This window comes from Streptomyces sporangiiformans (assembly GCF_005768555.2).
Lineage (GTDB): Bacteria > Actinomycetota > Actinomycetes > Streptomycetales > Streptomycetaceae > Streptomyces > Streptomyces sporangiiformans.
In genome coordinates, this window is the sequence record NZ_VCHX02000104.1 from 11957 (window position 1) to 29296 (window position 17340).

A 17340-nucleotide genomic window follows, 5' to 3' on the forward strand; every position below is an offset into this window, starting at 1 on the left:
GAAAGACCCCTTGTATGGTTCATTTTCATGGCGGATTCATGGGTCAATTCAGCGGAGCGCATCGGTGCCGACCTGCACCTGGAACTGGAACGGGAGCTGTCGGGGGCGGGCGGTCGCCGCGCCGCCCTCATCCGCGCCCTGCGCGAGGCCGTACGCGGCGGACGCCTCGCCCCGGGCACTCGTCTTCCCCCGTACCGTTCGCTCGCCGCCGACCTCGGTGTCGCCCGCAACACGGTCGCCGACGCCTACGCGGAACTCGTCGCCGAGGGCTGGCTGACCGCGCGCCAGGGCTCGGGCACCCGGGTCGCCGAGCGCGCCGAGCCATTGGACGTCGCCCACGCGCGCGTCCCCAGAAAGACACCTCCACGCGCGCGTGGACCGCGCCACAACCTGCGGCAGGGCACGCCGGACGCGTCGTCGTTCCCGCGTGCCGCGTGGCTCGCTTCGTACCGGCGAGCGCTGAACGCCGCCCCCAACGAGGCCTTCGGGCCCGGCGATCCCGCGGGCCGAATCGAACTGCGGCGGGCGCTCACGGAGTACCTGGCACGCGCGCGTGGGGTACGCACCGAGCCCGGCCGGATCGTGATCTGCTCCGGCTTCGCCCACGCGCTGCGCCTCCTCTTCGCAGGCGCGGTGCTGCGGGGCCCGCTGGCCGTGGAGGCGTACGGGCTGGGCTTCCACCGCGAGTTGCTGACTGCGGCGGGCGTACGGACGGTGCCGCTGTCCCTCGACGAACACGGCGCCCAGGTCGAGGAACTGGGCAAGGAGAGGGCCGTACTGCTCACGCCGGCACACCAGTTCCCGACCGGCGGGCCGCTGCATCCCGCACGTCGTGCCGCCGTCATCGACTGGGCACGCGCGCGTGGCGGCGTGATTCTGGAGGACGACTACGACGGCGAGTTCCGCTACGACCGCAAGCCCGTCGGAGCCGTACAGGGCCTGGACCCTGAGCGGGTCATCCACATCGGCTCGGTCAGCAAGAGCCTGTCGCCCGCCCTGCGGCTGGGCTGGATGGTCCTTCCGGAGCGGTACGTCGACGCCGTACTGGAGGCGAAGGGCGATCGCGAGGCATGGGCGAGCGTCCTGGACCAGTTGACCCTCGCGGACTTCGTGGTCTCGGGGTCGTACGACCGCCATGTGCGGCGGATGCGTCAGCGGTACCGGAGGCGGCGCGACCGTCTCGTCGCCGCGCTCGCGCCGCATATCGAGGTCACCGGTATCGCGGCCGGCCTGCACGCGGTGCTGCGGCTGCCACCTGGAAGCGAGCGGTCCACCGTCAAGGGGGCCGCCTGGCAGGGGGTTGCCCTGGACGGTCTCTCGGACTTCCGCCACCCGGCGGCAACCATGCCCTCCATGGACGGACTGGTCGTCGGCTACGCGACCCCGCCGGAGCATGCGTACGCGGCGGCGCTCGACGCGTTGTGCGGAGTGCTGCCACCGGGGTGAGAGGGGGCGGGACAGAGCGAACGGGGCGGGCGCCGGGGCTCGCGCGACGCTCCCGAGTCCATCGCGCCCCCTTCTGATCCCAGCGGCCCCGTAGGACGACAACCGCCCCACTGTCATCACGGGCCGCTCCCGCCCCAGCACCCGAGGTTACGATGCTGGCGCGTCCCTCGTCCCCGAGCACCCCGGCTCGCTCATGGCTGTCATCGCCCCGTCCTCGCCCCGACTCACACTGCCGACCGGCCGGTCACGCGCGCCCCTGCGCCGAATGCTCCTCCGGGCGCTCGCCACCCTCGCTCTCGGCTATCTCGCCCTCTGGGCGACCGGCGCGCTGAGCATCCTCGCGGTGTCGTACTGGATGCGCGAACACACCCCGCCACCTCCGGGCACCCACCCCGTGCGGGGCATCCACCACTTCCAGCCCGTGGACGCCGACGGGCAGCTCTGGCGCGGTGCTGCCCCCTCCACCGCGGGCTACCGGGCGCTGGCACACCTCGGCTTCACCACCGTGGTCGATCTGCGCGCCGAGGACCTGAGCGCGGACCGGCTCGCCGGCCCCCACAAGGCCGGGCTCGACGTCGTCCGTCTTCCCATCCGGGACGGACAGACCCCGACACCTCACCAGGTGCGACGTTTCCTCGACGTCATCGGCTCGGTGCCGGGGCCGGTGTTCGTGCACTGTGGCGCAGGCGTGGGGCGTACGGGGACGATGGCGGCCGCGTATCTCGTCCACGCCGGACAGGAGTCACCGACGACGGCGGTCCGCCGCAACCTCGCGGTCGGACCGCCGTCGATCGAGCAGATCTACTACGGGTTGAGCCTTGGCCGGGACCACGCGGAACAGCCGCCGTTCCCGGTGATCGCGCTCAGCCGCCTTGTGGACGCGCCACGTCGCATGTGGTCATGGCGGTAGAGCACACGTCGGTCCGGACGGTCCGGACGGTGTCCTGAGAGGGGTCCTCCTCGGTCACGGTCATGAGGTACTCCGTAAGCATCTGCGGCTTCTGCCGTGGTTAGTCATCAATCAAATGCGCACGCATGCGCGATGCGGGGACATCAACAGCCTCAAGAGAGCAGGAAGTCCGCCTCTCCGGCCTTGGCGCCCTGGATGAACGCGGTCATCTCACCGGGGGTGTAGATAAGGGCGGGTCCGTCCGGGTCCGCCGACTGACGGACCGCGATGCGGCCGTCGGCGAGCTTCATCGCCTCCAGGCAGTTGCCGCCGTTGCCCCCGCTCCACGGCTTGTGCCAGCCTTCGCTGCCCAGCTCCCGTGCGGGCATGCCGTTGTAGATCGGCGCGTCGTGTACCCGGGCTTTGATGGGATTCATTCACAGCTCCTTGCGGAGATCGTTGAGGATCTCCTTCGTGCGATGTGCTGTGGCGGCGTGCGCCGCCATGCGGTCCATGACCTCGAGGTGGGTGGCCACCTCGGCACGCGCGTCCAGGTAGACGGCGCCGGTCAGGTACTCGCTGTAGACCATGTCCGGCAGTTCGGGCATGGCAAATCGGAAGAGCACGAAGGGCCCGTACGTGCCCGCGTGCGGCCCTGAGGAGAAGGGGGCGATCTGCAGCGTCACATTGGGCAGGTTCGTGGTCTCGATCAACTTGTCGATCTGTGCGCGCATCACGTCGGGGCCGCCGACGGGCCGGCGCAGCGCGGTCTCGTCCATCACGACCCACAACCGCGGCGCGTCCTCGCGCGTGAGCAGTTGCTGACGTTGCATGCGCAGCGCCACATGGCGCTCGATGTCCTCGGGTCTCGTCTGGCCGAGGGCGCCTGATTCCATGACGCCCCGTGCGTACTCCTGGGTCTGCATCAGACCGGGCACGAAGTGGGGCTCGTACGCCCGGATGAGGGTGGCCGCGCCCTCCAGGCTCACGTACATCGAGAACCAGCCCGGCAGGATGTCGTGGAACCGCTGCCACCAGCCGGGTTGGTTGGCCTCCTCGGCGAGTGTGACGAAGGCCTCAGCTTCCTCGTCGGACACACCGTACGACTTCAGCAGGAGTTGAAGGTACGGGATCTTCAGAGCGACCTCGGCCGTCTCCATGCGGCGGACGGTGGCGGCTGTGACGCGCAGGATGCGCGCGGCCTCCTCGCGCTTGAGCCCCGCGCGCTCCCGCAGGTCCAACAGGCGCCTTCCGAGGACGACCTGACCGACCGTCGGTGCGGACCGCGGCTCGCTCACGTCCACCTCCACATAGTCCTGACAGCCCGGGCGGCGCCCGGTGCGTACCCAGACCGGGTACCCAACTGACGCCGCGCCACATGCTGTTGCGAGCAGTGTGCCATGGCCCTTCTGCGCGTCACACTGCACTCTGCAATTTTCAGAGTGACACTTGCCAAGTGTTCACGGCGGGGAGATAGTGGCAAGCGTGACTCCGCCCGCGCCGTTAAGAGCAGACGCCGCCGAGGACTGGTTCGGTCTCGGTGCCGCCGGGGTGCGCCCCGATGCGGCCCCTCATCGCCGATTCAGCTTCGAGCTGGCCGCGCACCCGGGTTCTGCAGCGCAGGCCCGGCGCCTGACCCGTGCCCGGCTTTCGGGGTGGGCCGTCTGCGAGGACACCTGTGCGACGGCGGAGCTGGTCGTCTCCGAGCTGGTCACCAACGCGGTCGTGCACACGGCGAGCCGCCAGGTGGTGTGCGAGCTGCACGACAGCGACGACCAGGTTCGGATAGCCGTACGTGATGAGGGGTGTGCGCCGGGTGAACCCCACCCGTCGCCGCAGCGCCCCGAGGAGGAGCACGGAAGGGGACTGCTCCTCGTCGCGGCGGTGTGCAGTGCCTGGGGCGCCCAGGAGACCGGTCCCGGACTGCTGGTCTGGGCCGATCTACCGCGCTCGGCGAACAACGGCGCCGAGCCGCGGTCGGATCTGGGCTGGAGTGCGAGGAGCCGGCCGACCCCAGCCGGCTCCTCGCGGACCGAGGCCAGGACGCCGCCCTCGGCCGGACAGGAATGGTTCTGATGGTGCCGCGACCTTGAGATCGGACGGGGGCTGAATGGGTGTGAGGGCTACGTCAGCCGGAACTCCCCGGGTGCTGAACCTGGACACGCTGGTCCGTCTGCGGCGTGGACTGCGGACGTCCCGTGCCGGGTCACCGCAGCAGCTCGCCGTCCCGGAGGGCATGCAGGTGCCCCTCGGCTGCGACGCGGTGGCGGTGCCCGCCAGATTCGGGCCGCTGCTGATGCCCCGGCTGCCGCGCGTCGGGTGCGTGTACGCCGACGGGACCCAGTGGTGGTGGCTCGTCCCCTCCGACTCCGACGTCTCCCTCGAGTGGCCGGCTCCCGCGCACTACGCCACGGGAGCGGTCGTGCACGACGCACCGCGCCAGCCCGACCTCATCCACAAACCCGACAGCGAGATCCCGTACACCCCGCCGATCCCGCTCTATCTGGCGCTGTGCCGGATCATGGGGGCGGCCCCCTCGTGGTCGCGGCCGGTCAGCACCTGATCGGTACGTTCTTCCCCTTCCTTCCCCTTCTCGCTTCTTCCTCCTGTGAGCCTCGGCCTATGAGCCTCGGCCTGTGGGCCTCGGTCACCGCATCAGCGCCCCGCGGATCGTGAGGGCGTGAAGGGTTCGCAGTCTGCGGAGTTCCCAGAGCGCCACAGCGGTCACGGAGACGGGCGTTCCCAGGACGAACACCACGCGCACGATGAACGGCGCACCTTCGTAGGCTCCGTTGACAACGTCGAGGACGGCCATCTCCCACACCAGTACGGTGGCCAGCAGGGGTGGCACCACCTCGTGGATGTCGGCCGTGCGGAAGACGTGCACGAGCGACATGGCGGTGCCGTAGGCCACGAACGGCAGCACCCACAGGAATATGAGCACATGGCCGAATATCACCATCGCCTTACCCGCGGGCGTCAAAGTCCACTGGCTGACCGTCAACACGGCGAACGGGAACGTCGCCATCGCAGCGAAGAGCGCCACGAGGGAGCCGACCGGTTTGGCCGTCCGGCGCAGCAGCACCCGCCTGACGGGCGGGCGGGCCAGAGCGATGAAGCCACCGACCACGACCGGGAAGGTGGCGGCAAGCACGCAGATGCTGAGCCAGGCCTGCTCGCCGCGGTCGCTCGCCACGCCCTGGGCCGAGTCGACGAGCCTGTAGGCGAACATCACCGAGACGACCGCGGCCAGCCCCACGGCCGTACGGATCTTCTGGATTCTGCCGACGGTCTCGTCCTCGACGCGGTCCGGTCGCGACGGCCTGAACACCCGCCGACCGACGGCGATGGGCCCCACCGTGCTCCACAGTCTGCGCCCGAGACCCACGCGAGCGGGCGCGGGCGGGTACGGACCCTGCGGCGGGTAAGGCCCCTGAGGCGGAATCGGGCCCTGCGGCGGGTAAGGCCCCTGGGGCGGATACTGACCCTGCGGTGGATACGGCCCTTGTGGCTGCCCCGACCCCGGCGGATTCCAGGCGTTCATCTGTCCAACTCCCCCGATGATGGCTCTTGCTGACGCGCCCCGGAAGTCTATGAGACGCCTGTGACATCGCATGGTGTCCGAAGTGTGCTGGTCGTGAAGAAATCCCGTTGGCCGCGTAGGTGGATGGTCGCGTTCCTCGGCATGGCAGAGCGCGCGGCGGTATGACACGGCGTGGATCCTCGCGCCGTGTCATACCGGCGCGGATCCTCGCGCCGGGTGTGCTCCGGTCACGCCGGGGCGCACGGGACGCGCGCCTTCCCCGGCGGCCTCCGGCACCGCGATAGTGGCCGTTTCGCCCACGAGCGGGGGAGAGCCGTTGAGTTCAGGATCGACGAAGCGGAAACGCGGCTCGGGCAGGCCCGAGCCGTCCGAGTCGGAGCGGCTGCTGTTCGGCGGCCCGTTGCGCTACGACACCGGCTGGTCGCAACACTCCGACGCGTTCTTGGAACTGGGCTTCCGCGCCATGGTGACGCAGCTGCCCTCGCTCCTCGCGGCCAGCTTCCGCCTGGCCTGGCAGGCGGACCGGCGGGCCGCCCGGACCGTCGTGGGCGCGGAGGTGGGCCGGGGCGTGATCCAGGCGGTGAGTCTGCTCGCCGTCAACGTCGTGCTGGCCCGGCTGATGGCGGACGGGCCCGTGGACGACCGGCTGCGTGGCGCGGTGCCCGCGCTCGTCACGGTCGCCGTCGTGATGCTGCTCGCCGCGCTGCTGCGGGCCGCGTCGACGTACGCCACCGGCCGCCTCGAACCGAAGGTGGAGCGCGTCGCGACGGAGCTGTATCTGGAACGGGCCGCGGCGGTCGAGCTGTCCGCGATCGAGGACGACGCCTTCCACAAGCTGCTGGACACCGCGCAGTACGGCGCCTCGTCGGCCCGGCGCATGATCGCGATCGCCACGCGCGTCGTGAACGCGATGATCTCGCTCGTCGCGGCGGCCGGCGTCCTGACGGTGCTGCACCCGGCGCTGCTGCCGCTGCTGGTGACGATGACCCTGCCGAGCGCGTGGAGCGCGCTGACGATCGCCCGGCGCCGCTACGAATCGTTCCACACCTGGGTGCAGCACGCCCGGGCCGGCCACCTGATCAGCGGGCTGCTGACCGAACCGGCCGCCGCCCCGGAGATCCGCGTCCACGGGGTCGGCCCTTTCCTGCTGCGCCACTACCGCGCGATGTCGGAGTCCGCGGAGGACGAGCAGGCCCGGCTGGCCCGGCTCGCGGCCCGTACCGGCCTGATCGCGGCCGCGTGGACGGGCCTCGCGACCGTGGCGACGTACACGACGCTCGGCGGTCTGCTGCTCGTCGGCGCGATGTCGCTGTCCGTGGCGGGCACGGCCGTGATCGCCATCCGTACGGGCTCCGCGAACCTGGACACGCTCGTCCTGGAGGTCAACAGGCTGCACGAGGAAGCCCTGTTCGTCGGAGACCTGCAACGCCTGTATGCCGAGGCGGCGCGCCGCGCGATCCCGGCCGGCGGCGAGCCGCTGCCCGAGAACCCACGCGAGGTCCGCTTCGAGAACGTCACGTTCACCTACCCGGGCAGCGCCTCGCGCCCCGCCCTCTCCGAGGTGACGCTGACCGTGCCGCTCGGCAAGATCGTGGCGCTGGTCGGCGAGAACGGCTCCGGCAAGACCACCCTGGTCAAACTTCTGTCGGGTCTGTACGCGCCGCAGAGCGGCCGGATCATGTGGGACGACGTCGACGCGGCGACCGCCGACCGGCACCAACTCGCCGAGCGCATCGCGATGGTGGCGCAGGACTTCAAACGCTGGCCGTTCACCGCACGCGTGAACGTCGCGATCGGCCGGACCTCTGCCCCACTCACCGAGGAGCGGTTGTCCTCGTCCGTCACCGAGGCCGGCGCGGAGGAGGTCGTGGCCGATCTGCCGCACGGGTTCGACACGCTGCTGGCCCGCATGTTCAGCGGCGGGCACGAGCTGTCGGGCGGTCAGTGGCAGCGGCTCGGTATCGCGCGGGCCGCGTACCGGCGGGGCGCGATCCTGGTCGTCGACGAGCCGACGGCGGCCCTCGACGCCCGCGCCGAACTGGAGGTGTTCGAGAAGATCCGGGCCCTGGCGGGAACAGGTCAGACGGTCATCCTCATCACGCACCGCCTCGCCTCGGTACGCCACGCCGACCTGGTGTACGTCCTCGACCAGGGGCGTCTCGTGGAGTCCGGCACCCCGGACGAACTCCTCGCCACGGGTGGGGTCTACGCGGAGCTGTACTCCCTGCAGGCCGACCAGTTCGCGGTGAAGGTACCCGGGCCGCGCCCCCGCTCGCGGCTCACTCCGTGAGGTCCAGGTCCCGTACGACCACCAGGAACGCGTCCGACGTCAGATCCATCACGACCTCCGCCATCTGCCCCTCCAGGCGGCGCGCCTGCGCAAACTCCTCCGCCGGCCACGAGCCACGAGGCCCACCGGCGGGAAACCGCTCCAGCACCGTTCGCCCGTTCACCCTGCACCTCCATGTAGCGCTGTTCTCGTTCCAGCGCTGTTCTCATAGAGTTAAACGCCAATCAGCGCGTGAACGTCTCGCAAAGTAACCGTACTGAGACGTAGCTGACACTCTGTTACGTGCCCGTGTGAGTGAACTCTCAGCTTCGTCAGTAGGTCACGGGGAGCGCGAGCAGGCCGCGCGCCCGGAGGGAGGGGCGCCACCGCAGGTCGTCGGGTCCGGTTGCGAGCGCGAGATCCGGGAAGCGCTCCAGGAGTGCCGACAGGGCGATCTCCGTCTCCAGGCGGGCCAGCGGTGCGCCCAGGCAGTAGTGGATGCCGTGGCCGAGCGCGAGATGCCCGGAGGCGTCGCGGCCGAGGTCGAACCGGTCGGCGTCGGGGAAGCGGTGCGGGTCGCGGTTGGCGGCGGACAGGGACAGCAGGACGGTCTCGCCCGCGGGGACAGTGACGTCGCCGATCGTCACGTCCTCCAACGGAAAGCGCCGGATGGCGAGTAGGGCGGGTCCTTCGTAGCGGGCGATCTCCTCGACGGCGGCGGGCAGTCGGGCCGGGTCGGCGCGGAGGGCCGCTAGCTGTTCGGGGTGCTGGAGCAGCGCCAGGACAGCGTTGCCGATGAGCTGCACCGTGTTCTCGTATCCCGCGAAGAGGATCAGGAAGGCGAGCGACATCAGCTCGTCCTCGGTGAGCCGGTCGCCCTCCTCGCGGACCGCGATCAGGTCGGAGAGCAGATCGTCGGCGGGCTCTTTCCTCTTGTCGGCGAGGAGCTGGGTGAGGAAGCCGAGCATCGCCACGGCCGCTTCCTTGACGGCCTGCGGTTTCTCCGGGTCCGGGGTGACGAGCACGTCGGTCCAGGACCGGAAGTCCCTGCGGTGCTCGTCCGGTACCCCGAGCAGGTCGCAGATGACGGTGATCGGCAGGGGCGCGGCGTACGCGGTGATCAGATCCGTGCTGCCGTGCGGCCCGAGCGCGTCGAGGAGCCGGTCGGCGGTCTGCCTGATGGGGACACGCAGTTGCTCGACGCGGCGCGGCGTGAAGGCCCGCACGACCAGGCGGCGGATGCGGGTGTGGTCGGGCGGGTCCATGTTGAGGAGGTTGGCGTCCAGGGCCGGAGGCAGCGCCAAACCCTTGTAATTACCCGGCAGGGCATGGCTCTTGTCCAGCGACAGGAGCGGGTTCCCCAGGGCCTCGCGTACGTCCTCGTAGCGCGTGACGAGCCAGGCGGGCCTGCCGTCCGTGCCGGCGATGCGGTGAACGGGGGCGGTCCCGCGCAGACGCTCGTAGACGGCGTACGGGTCGGCGAGGATGTCTGCGGCCGGGTCCTGGTTCGGCGCGTGCGCCATGTTCGGCGCGTGCGCCATGTTCGGCGTGTGCCCCACGTTCGGCGTGTGCGCCATGTTCGGCATGTTCGGCATGCGCTCCACCCTAGATGTCGTACTCCTGGATCTTCCTGCCGTGGCTCCGGTCGAGCAGGGAGGGCATCCGCTCCCCCAACTCCCCCACGATTCCCGGGACATCGAGCGTCAGCAGCTCGCGCTCACGCATGAGCACCCGCCCGTCGACGATCGTCGTGCGTACGTCGCTGGAGCGGGCGCTGTGCACGAGTGTGGCCGCGAGGTCGTGCACGGGCTGGGTGTGCGGGCCGGTCAGGTCGACGAGGATGATGTCGGCCCTGCGTCCCGGAGCCAGGCTGCCGATCTCCTGGCCGAGTCCGACGGCCCGCGCGCTCTGGAGCGTGGCGTGGTGCAGGGCTTGACGGGACGTGAGCCAGCGCGGGTCGCCCTCGGTCGACTTCTGCACCAGCGCGGTGAGGGCCATGGCGTCCCACACGTCCAGGGAACTGTTCGAGGCGGCCCCGTCCGTGCCGAGCCCGACGGGGATCCCGAGTTCGCGAAGGGCACGTACCGGAGTCGTGGTGGGCCAGGCGAACTTGAGGTAGCCGCGGGGCGCGCTGGCCACGGCGACGCGTCCCGTCGCACCGGCGAGAACGGGCAGGTCGCGTTCCACGATGCCCGTGCCGTGGGCGATGAGCAGGTCGACGTCGAGCAGCCCCGCGCCCTGAAGGATCTCGATCGGCGTACGGCCGTGCCGGGCCAGGCTCGTGTCGGTCTGGTCGCGGTTCTCAGCAGCGTGGATGTGCACCAACAGACCGTGTTCACGGGCGAGTCGAGCGGTGGCGGCGAGGTCGGCGTCGTCGACGGTATAAGGGGCGTGCGGAGCGAGCGAGGTACTGATGCGGCCCGCGGCTCCGCCCCGGTGGCGCAACGCGAACTCCAGTGACCGCTCGCGCCCTTCGGCCCCTTGGGAGGAGAAGTAGGCCTGCCCGAGGTTGGCACGCATCCCGCTCTCCGCGGTGACGGCTGCGACCGTGTCCATCGAGAAGTAGTGATCCGCGAAGCAGGTGACCCCGCCCCGGATCATCTCGGCGCAGGCGAGCCGCGCTCCCAACTCCACGTCCTTGTCCGTGAGGTTGGACTCGATGGGCCAGATGACGTCGTTGAACCACTCCTCGATCGGGAGGTCCTCGGCGATGCCGCGCAGCGCGACCATCGGCGTGTGCGTATGGCAGTTGACGAGTCCGGGCATCGCGACCTGGCCGCGCGCGTCGATGTGTGTCAGTCCCCCGGCGGTGGGGAGGCCGGTCACGTCAGGGAGGCCGGAGAGGTCCTTGGGGTCGGTCGTGACGGCCTCGATGATCCCGTCCCGTACGACGATGGTGGCGTCCTCGACGAAGTCGATCTGTTCATGATCGTCGTGCACGAGGGCGGTGCATCCGGTGATGATGAGATCGGCGGCAGTCTTCGCTTCGGGCGAGATGTCGGACGAGGTCATCACGCCACGGTACGACGGGGTCGTGCCGCCGGGTGACGTTAACCGCGCATCCTGTTCCCCGCCCTGTCGCCGTAACGGTTTCGCGCGCACGCTGGCCACACCATTTCGACAGGCGGCGCTTCGGCAGCGCTTCCGGAAGGGAGCCCGGCATGCTTCTCGGCACATGGAACCTGGAGAACCTGTACCGGCCCGATGGGGAGTTCGGCCCGAAGACCGAGGCCGAGTACGAGGCAAAACTCACCTCCCTGGCCTCCACCATCACCGCACTCGACCCGACGCTGCTCGGCGTGCAGGAGGTCGGCGACCCGGAGGCGCTGGAGGACCTGGCCAAAAAGCTGGACGGCGACTGGCATGTCGCGCTCTCGGAGCACCCGGACGGCCGCGGCATCAGGGTCGGCTTCCTCAGCCGCGACGTCGTCCCGCGGGTGCTCGCCGACACGACCGCGTTCCCCGCGCTGCTCCGGCCCGTCCAGGGCGACGACGAAGGCGAGCCCGTGTCCCGGGCGGGCCGTGGCTTCCTGGCCGTGGAGATCGCCACGCGGGCGATGACGCTGAAGGTGGCGGTCTGCCATCTGAAGTCGAAGCTGCTGACGTACCCGGGTGGCCGCTTCAACCCGCGTGACGAGGGCGAACGGGCCCGCTACGGCGCGTACGCCCTCTACCGGCGGGCCGCCGAGGCGACGGCGCTGCGCGAGCTCGCCGACCGGCTTCTGGACGGCGACGGACGCGATCGCGACGTGGCGGTGCTCGGCGACCTCAACGACGAGGTGGGCGCCGCGACCACACAGATCCTGCTCGGCCCGCCCGGTTCCGAGATCGACAGGCCGGGATTCAAGATCAAGGACAAGGGCGACCGGTTCCGCCTGTGGAACGTAGCGCCGCTCATACCCGCCGAGCAGCGCTTCTCACGGATCCACGAGGGGCGTCCCGAACTCATCGACCACATACTGACCAGCCACCGTCTGGTGCACCGCATCACGGCCGCCGGTACGGGGCTGCCGGGCACGAAGGCGCCCGAGCTGCCGTCCGTGGGCCCCGAGCCCGGCAAACGAAGGGGCAAGCCGGCGTCGGACCACGCGCCGGTGTGGGTGCGGATACAGCCCTGACCGCTCGTGGTCCTTCGTGTTCCTCGGGAGCGTCTTCCTCAGGTGGCGTTCGCCAACTCCTGCCGCCGATAGGCCTCGTTGAGGCGCAGGGTGTCCTCCAGGACCGTGTCCTCGACCATGCGCCCCCAGCGGATCCGTACCCACTGAATGGCCTCGTTCTCGTACGCGCTGCCGTCCGCGAGCGTTCCGCGGACGCGCAGCCGCGTCACGACGGTGGTGTTCCAGGGCCAGCCCTTGACGACGACGTCCGTGAGCGTGAGCCGCAATCCCGGGAAGACCCGCTCGAAGCGCTCGAACCAGTCGGCGAAGGCCTCGCGGCCGTGCAGGTCGGCGCCCATGGGTGTGTCGCCGACGAAGCGGAAGTGCACGTCCGGGGAGGCGAGTTCGACGGCTTGACGGTAGGCGCCGTCACCGCTGCCGACGGTGCGCCACATCTTGCGGACCTTGCTACGGACGACGGCGTGGTACATCCGAGCCCTCCCTGATCTGACTCGCCAACTGACTTGCTGATTGCAAGCGACTGTCTCCGTCGAGGCTAGGCAAGTCCCTTGCAAACCACAAGGAAGTACGGTGGTGGGTGTGAGAAGCGAACGTTTCGCAGGAATGCACTGCTCGGTGGCGCGGGCCTCGGCAGTCGTGGCCGACCAGTGGACGGTGCTGATCCTCCGCGACCTCTTCCTCGGCCTGAACCGCTACGAGGATCTGCGCGCCGACCTGGGGATCGCGACCAACATCCTGGCGGACCGGCTCGATCACCTGGTCGCCGAGGAGGTCGTGGAGCGGGTCGCCTATCAGCAGCGGCCGGCGCGCTACGAGTACGTACTCACGTCGGCGGGCCGGGAGTTGTACGGGGTCGTACTGACCCTTCTCACCTGGGGCGACCGGCATCGGGTGGTGGCGGGGCCGCCGTTGGTCCCGGTGCACAGCGCGTGCGGCCGGCCGGCCGATCCGCGGGTCACGTGCGGGCACTGTGGGGGTGAGCTGACGCCCGAGGATGTGACGCACACGGCGGGCCCGGGCGGGCGGACGGCGCCCGGGACGGCGTTGGTGCACACGGTGCTCAGGCGCTGAGCAGGTTGGCCGGGGGCTCCGCGAGCCCGGCCCGCTCGCGCTGCTCCACGAGTTCGTCGAGGAGCGTGGCGAGACGCCCGGTGTGCCGTGGGGTGAGCCGCCCCGTGTCGTCGAGGTGGACGGCGCAGGCGGTGGTGGTGTCCACGAGACGTTCGAGCGTGGCGGCGACCTCGTCGGTGCCTTCCGTGTGCCGTGCCAGGGCGGGAAGTTCGGCGGAGGCGCGGTCGATCGCGGCACGGGCCTCGGCCAGCGTCCGATAGGCCTCGCGGCGCAGTGCCCAGCGCGCGGCACGGTCGTCGGCCCCGCTCAGCACGTGCGCCAGGTAGGCGTGTGCCGCCTCGGTCGCACGCCCCAGCCGGGCCCGTACGTTCCCGCCGCGCTGCCCCGGCACCGGCAGATGCCCGACGAGCAGCACGATCGCGCAGGCCAGCAGCGTCTCGCCGATCCGGCTCCAGGAGGCCTGCGGATCCCCGCCCACCATGACGAGTGAGAGCACCAGGACGGTGACGACGGCGGTCTGGGCGGCGAAGTGCCGCGTGGCGACAGGAATCAGCGCGCCACTGAGGGCGACGAGCGCCACGAGGCCTTCCGGTCGGGGCAGCACGGCGGCGAATCCGGCGAAGACGACGGCACCGAAGAGGGTGCCCGCCGCCCGGTTCAGTACGCGCGAGACGAGCGGCCCGAGGTCGGGCTTGACGAGGAAGACGGTGGTGGCCGGGAGCCAGTACCAGTGCACGTGGTGCAGCGCCTGCGCGACAGCGGCACTCGCGCCGAAGCACAGGGCCACCCGAAACCCGTACTCACGGCCACCGGCGCCGGTGATGGTACGGATCAGGAGCGGGACCTTGGCCCGGAGGGGACGCAGGCGCGGACCGTAGCGCGCGGTCCGCTGGGTACCGAGATCGAGAGGGCTGGTCTCGGAAGCGTCGCCGTGCGAACTCCGTGCCCCCGGAGAGCTCTTCGGGGAGTTGGTCCCGGAGTTCTTCCCACCGCCCCGGTCGAAGGCCTCGGCGGCATGCAGCAGGGCGTCATCGAGGGCGCGCAACCCCGGAACGGACCGCGAGGGCGCGGGCAACGGCCCGCAGGGCTCCCCCGTCCGTACGGCGACGGCGAGCCGCCGCGGGCCCTCCGCCGCCCGCTCGGGCAACGCGTCCTCCGCCCACGCGAGCGCGGTCGCCGCCTCGGCGAGGGGCAGGGCGGCGGCGTACTGCGCCCGCAACCGCCGCTCGGCCGAGGAACTGGCGTACCGCCGCAGCCGGGGCCCCGCGAGCGCGTCCTGAGCGTGATCGAGCGCGGCGGTCAGCGCGGCACGCCGCGCCGTGGCCGCCTCGTCGCCCACGGCGGAGAGCAGCGCCGCGATGGCGTCGTACACGGCGGCAACGGCGTCCCGCTCCCCGTCGAACCGAAAATCACTGACCAGGGCCGAGGGCGTGGGCAGCGCAAGCCGCAACACAATCAGCCAGCCCGCACCCCCGGCGAAGAACAGCGCCCGCTGCCACCCCGCCTCGGGCAACGGCATCCCGGCCCCAATGGCGGCAGCCACCAGCAACTGCGTCCCGGCACCCGACGCCACGGTCCCCACAGCGCTGACAGCCCCGGCGACGAGTCCGAGCCCGGTCAGCCCCAGGGTCAGCACCACCGCTCCGGCGTGCGCCCCGAGGTACGTCCCGAGGAACAACCCCGCGGCCCCGGCCAGCGCGGGCACACCGAGCCGCTTGACCGAAACCCTCCGGCTCCCGGGCCGGTCATTGATCCCGGCCAGCATGGCCCCGAGCGCGGCCACGACCCCGACGGAAACCCGGTCGACCAGAACAGCCGCGAGCAACAACGGCCCAGCGGCAAGCGCACCACGCACGACCGCACTCCACGGCACAGGCCCCCTCTGCGCACGGAGGGCATGAGCAAGCCATGGCGGCAGAGCAAGGGCGAGGCGGGACACGGGGCTCCTGTCAGGACGAGGGCGGGGGTGTGCCTTCGGGCGACGTCGGCCGGGCGGTGGGTGGGTGTGGTCTCCACGGTAGATCGCGGTCCTGGAGGAACTGGAACGCGGATGTTTCCACGATGTGACGATCCTCGGGAGACCCGCGTTCTTTATGAACGCAATCGGGGTGTGGGGGCTGTTGAGCGGGGGTGAATGTACGCAATCGGGAGCGGGCTGGGGGCGTAGCCGGCCAGGGCAGTTGGAGCAGATACGGGAACGGAAGGCCGCCCAGCGTGGTGGCTTCGCCGACCGGATCGTCTGGAGCGGCAACGCGGAGGCGGAGGAGCCGGGCGGGTCGCCGTGACGGGCGGCGCGCGGACCACAACAGACGCCGTGCCGCAGCTCGTCGAAGGCTGGGGAAACCGGCATATGTCGGCTTTCTGTGCGGGTTCGGGGGACTTCCCAGCGGGGACGAGGTCTGTGACGATGCCGACTCTCTCGGGGGGACGCACGGGGGTGAGGTCTGATGATCCGAAGGTCGCTGGAGTTACTCGGCGCTGCGATCGTCACCCTGTTTACGCTCGGGCTGATCGTCCTGTTCGCATTAGTCGCAGTGGGGATCATTGACCTGCCCGAATCGAAAGGGTCGACGACGACGCCGTCCGGCCCTTCCGATCCCTTCTGGCACCAGCGTTACCAGCACGATGATCCATTCTGGCCTCCGCCCGCCCCTGGCATGCCTGGCGGGCCGCAGCTTCCTATGAGGTGAGCACTGCACCTCGATGCTGCCGCTGGTGGGGGGCCGGGCCTCGGCCCCGGTCATCATCGGGTCCGCTACCGCGCGGCCGGTCCGGCGAGCCGGGCGACGCGGGCGCGGGTTGCGCCCTCGGTCATCGTGGTGCCACCGGGCGTGCGTAGGCCCGGCCGCGCACGGGCGCGATCCGGGCCGGTCAGCGTGTGTGCGTCAGTAGTTTCCGTTGGAGAGGATCTCGCCGTCCTTGTCGTAGACGGTTACGAGGCCGTTGTCCGATTCGTAGCAGGACGCGAACGCGGAAGCGATCAGCTTGCCGTCGCCCGTGTGCGGGCCCATGAGCCCGCCGGTGAAGTCGGTGAACACCTCAGGCGCGTCAAGGATGTTGTTCTGCTCGTCCGCGCCGGTCACCTTGGTGACGTGGCCGACGGCCTTCTTCTCCGAGGCGGTGCCCTCCTTGGCGACGCAGTCCTTGAACTGCTGAGCCTGGCTCTTCTGCGGCTCGTCGGCCTTCTTCGGCTCTTCCTCGGCAGGTGCTGCCTCGGCCGGCGCTTCCTGCTCGTTGACTTGCGAGTTGTCGTTGGCGGTGACGGTCTCGCCCTTGTCGTCGTCCGGGGAGGAGCCGCTGTTGGCCGCTACGCCGAACACGATGATCACGGCGACCGCACCGAGGACGCCCGCAATGATCTTCCCGGCGTTGCTCTTCTTCGGAGGAGGTGGCGGGGGCGCTCCCCAGCCGGGGTACTGCTGCTGTCCCTGCGGGGCTCCCCAGCCTGGTTGCTGAGGTGCTCCCCAGCCGGGTTGTTGCTGCGGGTACTGCGGCTGATTCATGGCGCCCCCCTGGCGTTGTACGAGGGGCAGGAATCTAGCTGATGTGGGGGAGTTGTGAAGGAGGTCGGGTGGTTCTGTGACTCATGGGTGACATTGCCGGAAACGCAGAACAGCCCCCTGAACGTCGGAGGGTTGAGAGAGGCCGAGCAACAAGCGGCCGCCGGGGTCCCTGCAGCACCGGCGTCCCCCGACGGCGAGTCAGGCCGTGACCCCCTCCTCGTCGACGCCCTCGCCGAGGACTGGGGTGTCGCCCCTCACCCGACCGCTCCCGGAAAGACCGTAGGGGCCGAGTGCGCCAGGGAAGCGTCCGACTTGATGTATTCCCGGTTGAGCCGGGAGGAATTCGGAGCATGTTCCTGGGCTGAATGACTCCACGTCCGCGAGGCCCACGCGGCAGGGCGAAATTGCGCCGCGAGGCGCTCTGTTGCATTCAGCCCCTTCACAGCAGCGTCGCCGCCACCGCCACGCAGCTCACAGTGGCGCGCGAGTTGAGGCTGCCG

General features: G+C 70.4%; 16 protein-coding genes. 7 read left to right on the forward strand and 9 right to left on the reverse strand.

The genetic code is table 11. The features are described 5' to 3' along the window. The first annotated feature begins 27 nt into the window (after positions 1–27). Together pdxR and FGD71_RS12350 are read left to right on the forward strand one after the other, a co-directional pair. Positions 28–1446 carry a MocR-like pyridoxine biosynthesis transcription factor PdxR gene (gene pdxR / locus FGD71_RS12345; RefSeq protein WP_119100452.1) on the forward strand — a complete coding sequence of 473 codons (1419 nt, stop codon included), beginning with the start codon at positions 28–30 and terminating at the stop codon, positions 1444–1446. A 193-nt stretch (positions 1447–1639) separates the two neighbouring features. Continuing rightward, entirely contained in the window at positions 1640–2356 is a 717-nt protein-coding gene (locus tag FGD71_RS12350) for a protein-tyrosine phosphatase family protein (RefSeq protein ID WP_119100453.1), read from the forward strand. Positions 2357–2508: 152 nt separating this feature from the next. Here the strand turns inward: FGD71_RS12350 and FGD71_RS12355 are convergent, their stop codons facing one another. Both FGD71_RS12355 and FGD71_RS12360 read right to left on the reverse strand, forming a co-directional pair. Next, complete coding sequence (locus tag FGD71_RS12355) at positions 2509–2772, reverse strand: DUF397 domain-containing protein (protein ID WP_119100454.1); 264 nt, start codon at positions 2770–2772, stop codon at positions 2509–2511. After that, positions 2773–3633: a helix-turn-helix domain-containing protein gene (locus FGD71_RS12360; RefSeq protein WP_119100490.1), complete on the reverse strand. Its 861-nt coding sequence runs from the start codon at positions 3631–3633 to the stop codon at positions 2773–2775. A 178-nt stretch (positions 3634–3811) separates the two neighbouring features. Here FGD71_RS12360 and FGD71_RS12365 point away from each other — a divergent pair, with 178 nt between their 5' ends. Together FGD71_RS12365 and FGD71_RS12370 are read left to right on the forward strand one after the other, a co-directional pair. Beyond that, positions 3812–4411 carry an ATP-binding protein gene (locus FGD71_RS12365; RefSeq protein ID WP_119100455.1) on the forward strand — a complete coding sequence of 200 codons (600 nt, stop codon included), beginning with the start codon at positions 3812–3814 and terminating at the stop codon, positions 4409–4411. Positions 4412–4445: 34 nt separating this feature from the next. Next, positions 4446–4898 carry a hypothetical protein gene (locus FGD71_RS12370; protein ID WP_119100456.1) on the forward strand — a complete coding sequence of 151 codons (453 nt, stop codon included), beginning with the start codon at positions 4446–4448 and terminating at the stop codon, positions 4896–4898. An 84-nt stretch (positions 4899–4982) separates the two neighbouring features. Here FGD71_RS12370 and FGD71_RS12375 read toward each other — a convergent pair whose 3' ends face one another. Further along, positions 4983–5693 (reverse strand): hypothetical protein, encoded by a 711-nt coding sequence (locus FGD71_RS12375; RefSeq protein WP_240436548.1) that lies wholly within the window; start codon positions 5691–5693, stop codon positions 4983–4985. A 502-nt stretch (positions 5694–6195) separates the two neighbouring features. Between FGD71_RS12375 and FGD71_RS12380 the strand changes: the two genes are divergently transcribed. Continuing rightward, positions 6196–8169, forward strand: coding sequence for an ABC transporter ATP-binding protein (locus FGD71_RS12380; RefSeq protein ID WP_119100457.1), 1974 nt, complete (start codon positions 6196–6198; stop codon positions 8167–8169). Here FGD71_RS12380 and FGD71_RS12385 read toward each other — a convergent pair. From FGD71_RS12385 to FGD71_RS12395, 3 genes are all read right to left on the reverse strand, one after another. Continuing rightward, complete coding sequence (locus FGD71_RS12385) at positions 8159–8332, reverse strand: hypothetical protein (RefSeq protein ID WP_119100458.1); 174 nt, start codon at positions 8330–8332, stop codon at positions 8159–8161. The two genes, FGD71_RS12380 and FGD71_RS12385, sit on opposite strands and share 11 nt — an antisense overlap. A 148-nt stretch (positions 8333–8480) precedes the next feature. Continuing rightward, entirely contained in the window at positions 8481–9671 is a 1191-nt protein-coding gene (locus FGD71_RS12390; RefSeq protein ID WP_119100492.1) for a cytochrome P450 family protein, read from the reverse strand. 82 nt (positions 9672–9753) lie between these two features. Next, complete coding sequence (locus FGD71_RS12395; RefSeq protein ID WP_119100459.1) at positions 9754–11160, reverse strand: amidohydrolase; 1407 nt, start codon at positions 11158–11160, stop codon at positions 9754–9756. A 149-nt stretch (positions 11161–11309) separates the two neighbouring features. On the opposite strand from FGD71_RS12395, the gene FGD71_RS12400 reads away from it, so the two are divergent. After that, positions 11310–12266, forward strand: coding sequence for an endonuclease/exonuclease/phosphatase family protein (locus FGD71_RS12400; RefSeq protein WP_119100460.1), 957 nt, complete (start codon positions 11310–11312; stop codon positions 12264–12266). A 38-nt stretch (positions 12267–12304) separates the two neighbouring features. Here the strand turns inward: FGD71_RS12400 and FGD71_RS12405 are convergent, their stop codons facing one another. Beyond that, positions 12305–12736, reverse strand: a complete 432-nt coding sequence (locus FGD71_RS12405) for a nuclear transport factor 2 family protein (protein WP_119100461.1) — start codon at positions 12734–12736, stop codon at positions 12305–12307. Positions 12737–12845: 109 nt separating this feature from the next. On the opposite strand from FGD71_RS12405, the gene FGD71_RS12410 reads away from it, so the two are divergent. Next, positions 12846–13337: a winged helix-turn-helix transcriptional regulator gene (locus tag FGD71_RS12410; RefSeq protein WP_119100493.1), complete on the forward strand. Its 492-nt coding sequence runs from the start codon at positions 12846–12848 to the stop codon at positions 13335–13337. Here the strand turns inward: FGD71_RS12410 and FGD71_RS12415 are convergent. Further along, positions 13327–15276: an FUSC family protein gene (locus FGD71_RS12415; protein WP_119100462.1), complete on the reverse strand. Its 1950-nt coding sequence runs from the start codon at positions 15274–15276 to the stop codon at positions 13327–13329. The genes FGD71_RS12410 and FGD71_RS12415 overlap by 11 nt on opposite strands. 946 nt (positions 15277–16222) lie before the next feature. After that, positions 16223–16840 carry a hypothetical protein gene (locus FGD71_RS12420; RefSeq protein WP_119100465.1) on the reverse strand — a complete coding sequence of 206 codons (618 nt, stop codon included), beginning with the start codon at positions 16838–16840 and terminating at the stop codon, positions 16223–16225. Positions 16841–17340 lie beyond the last annotated feature (500 nt).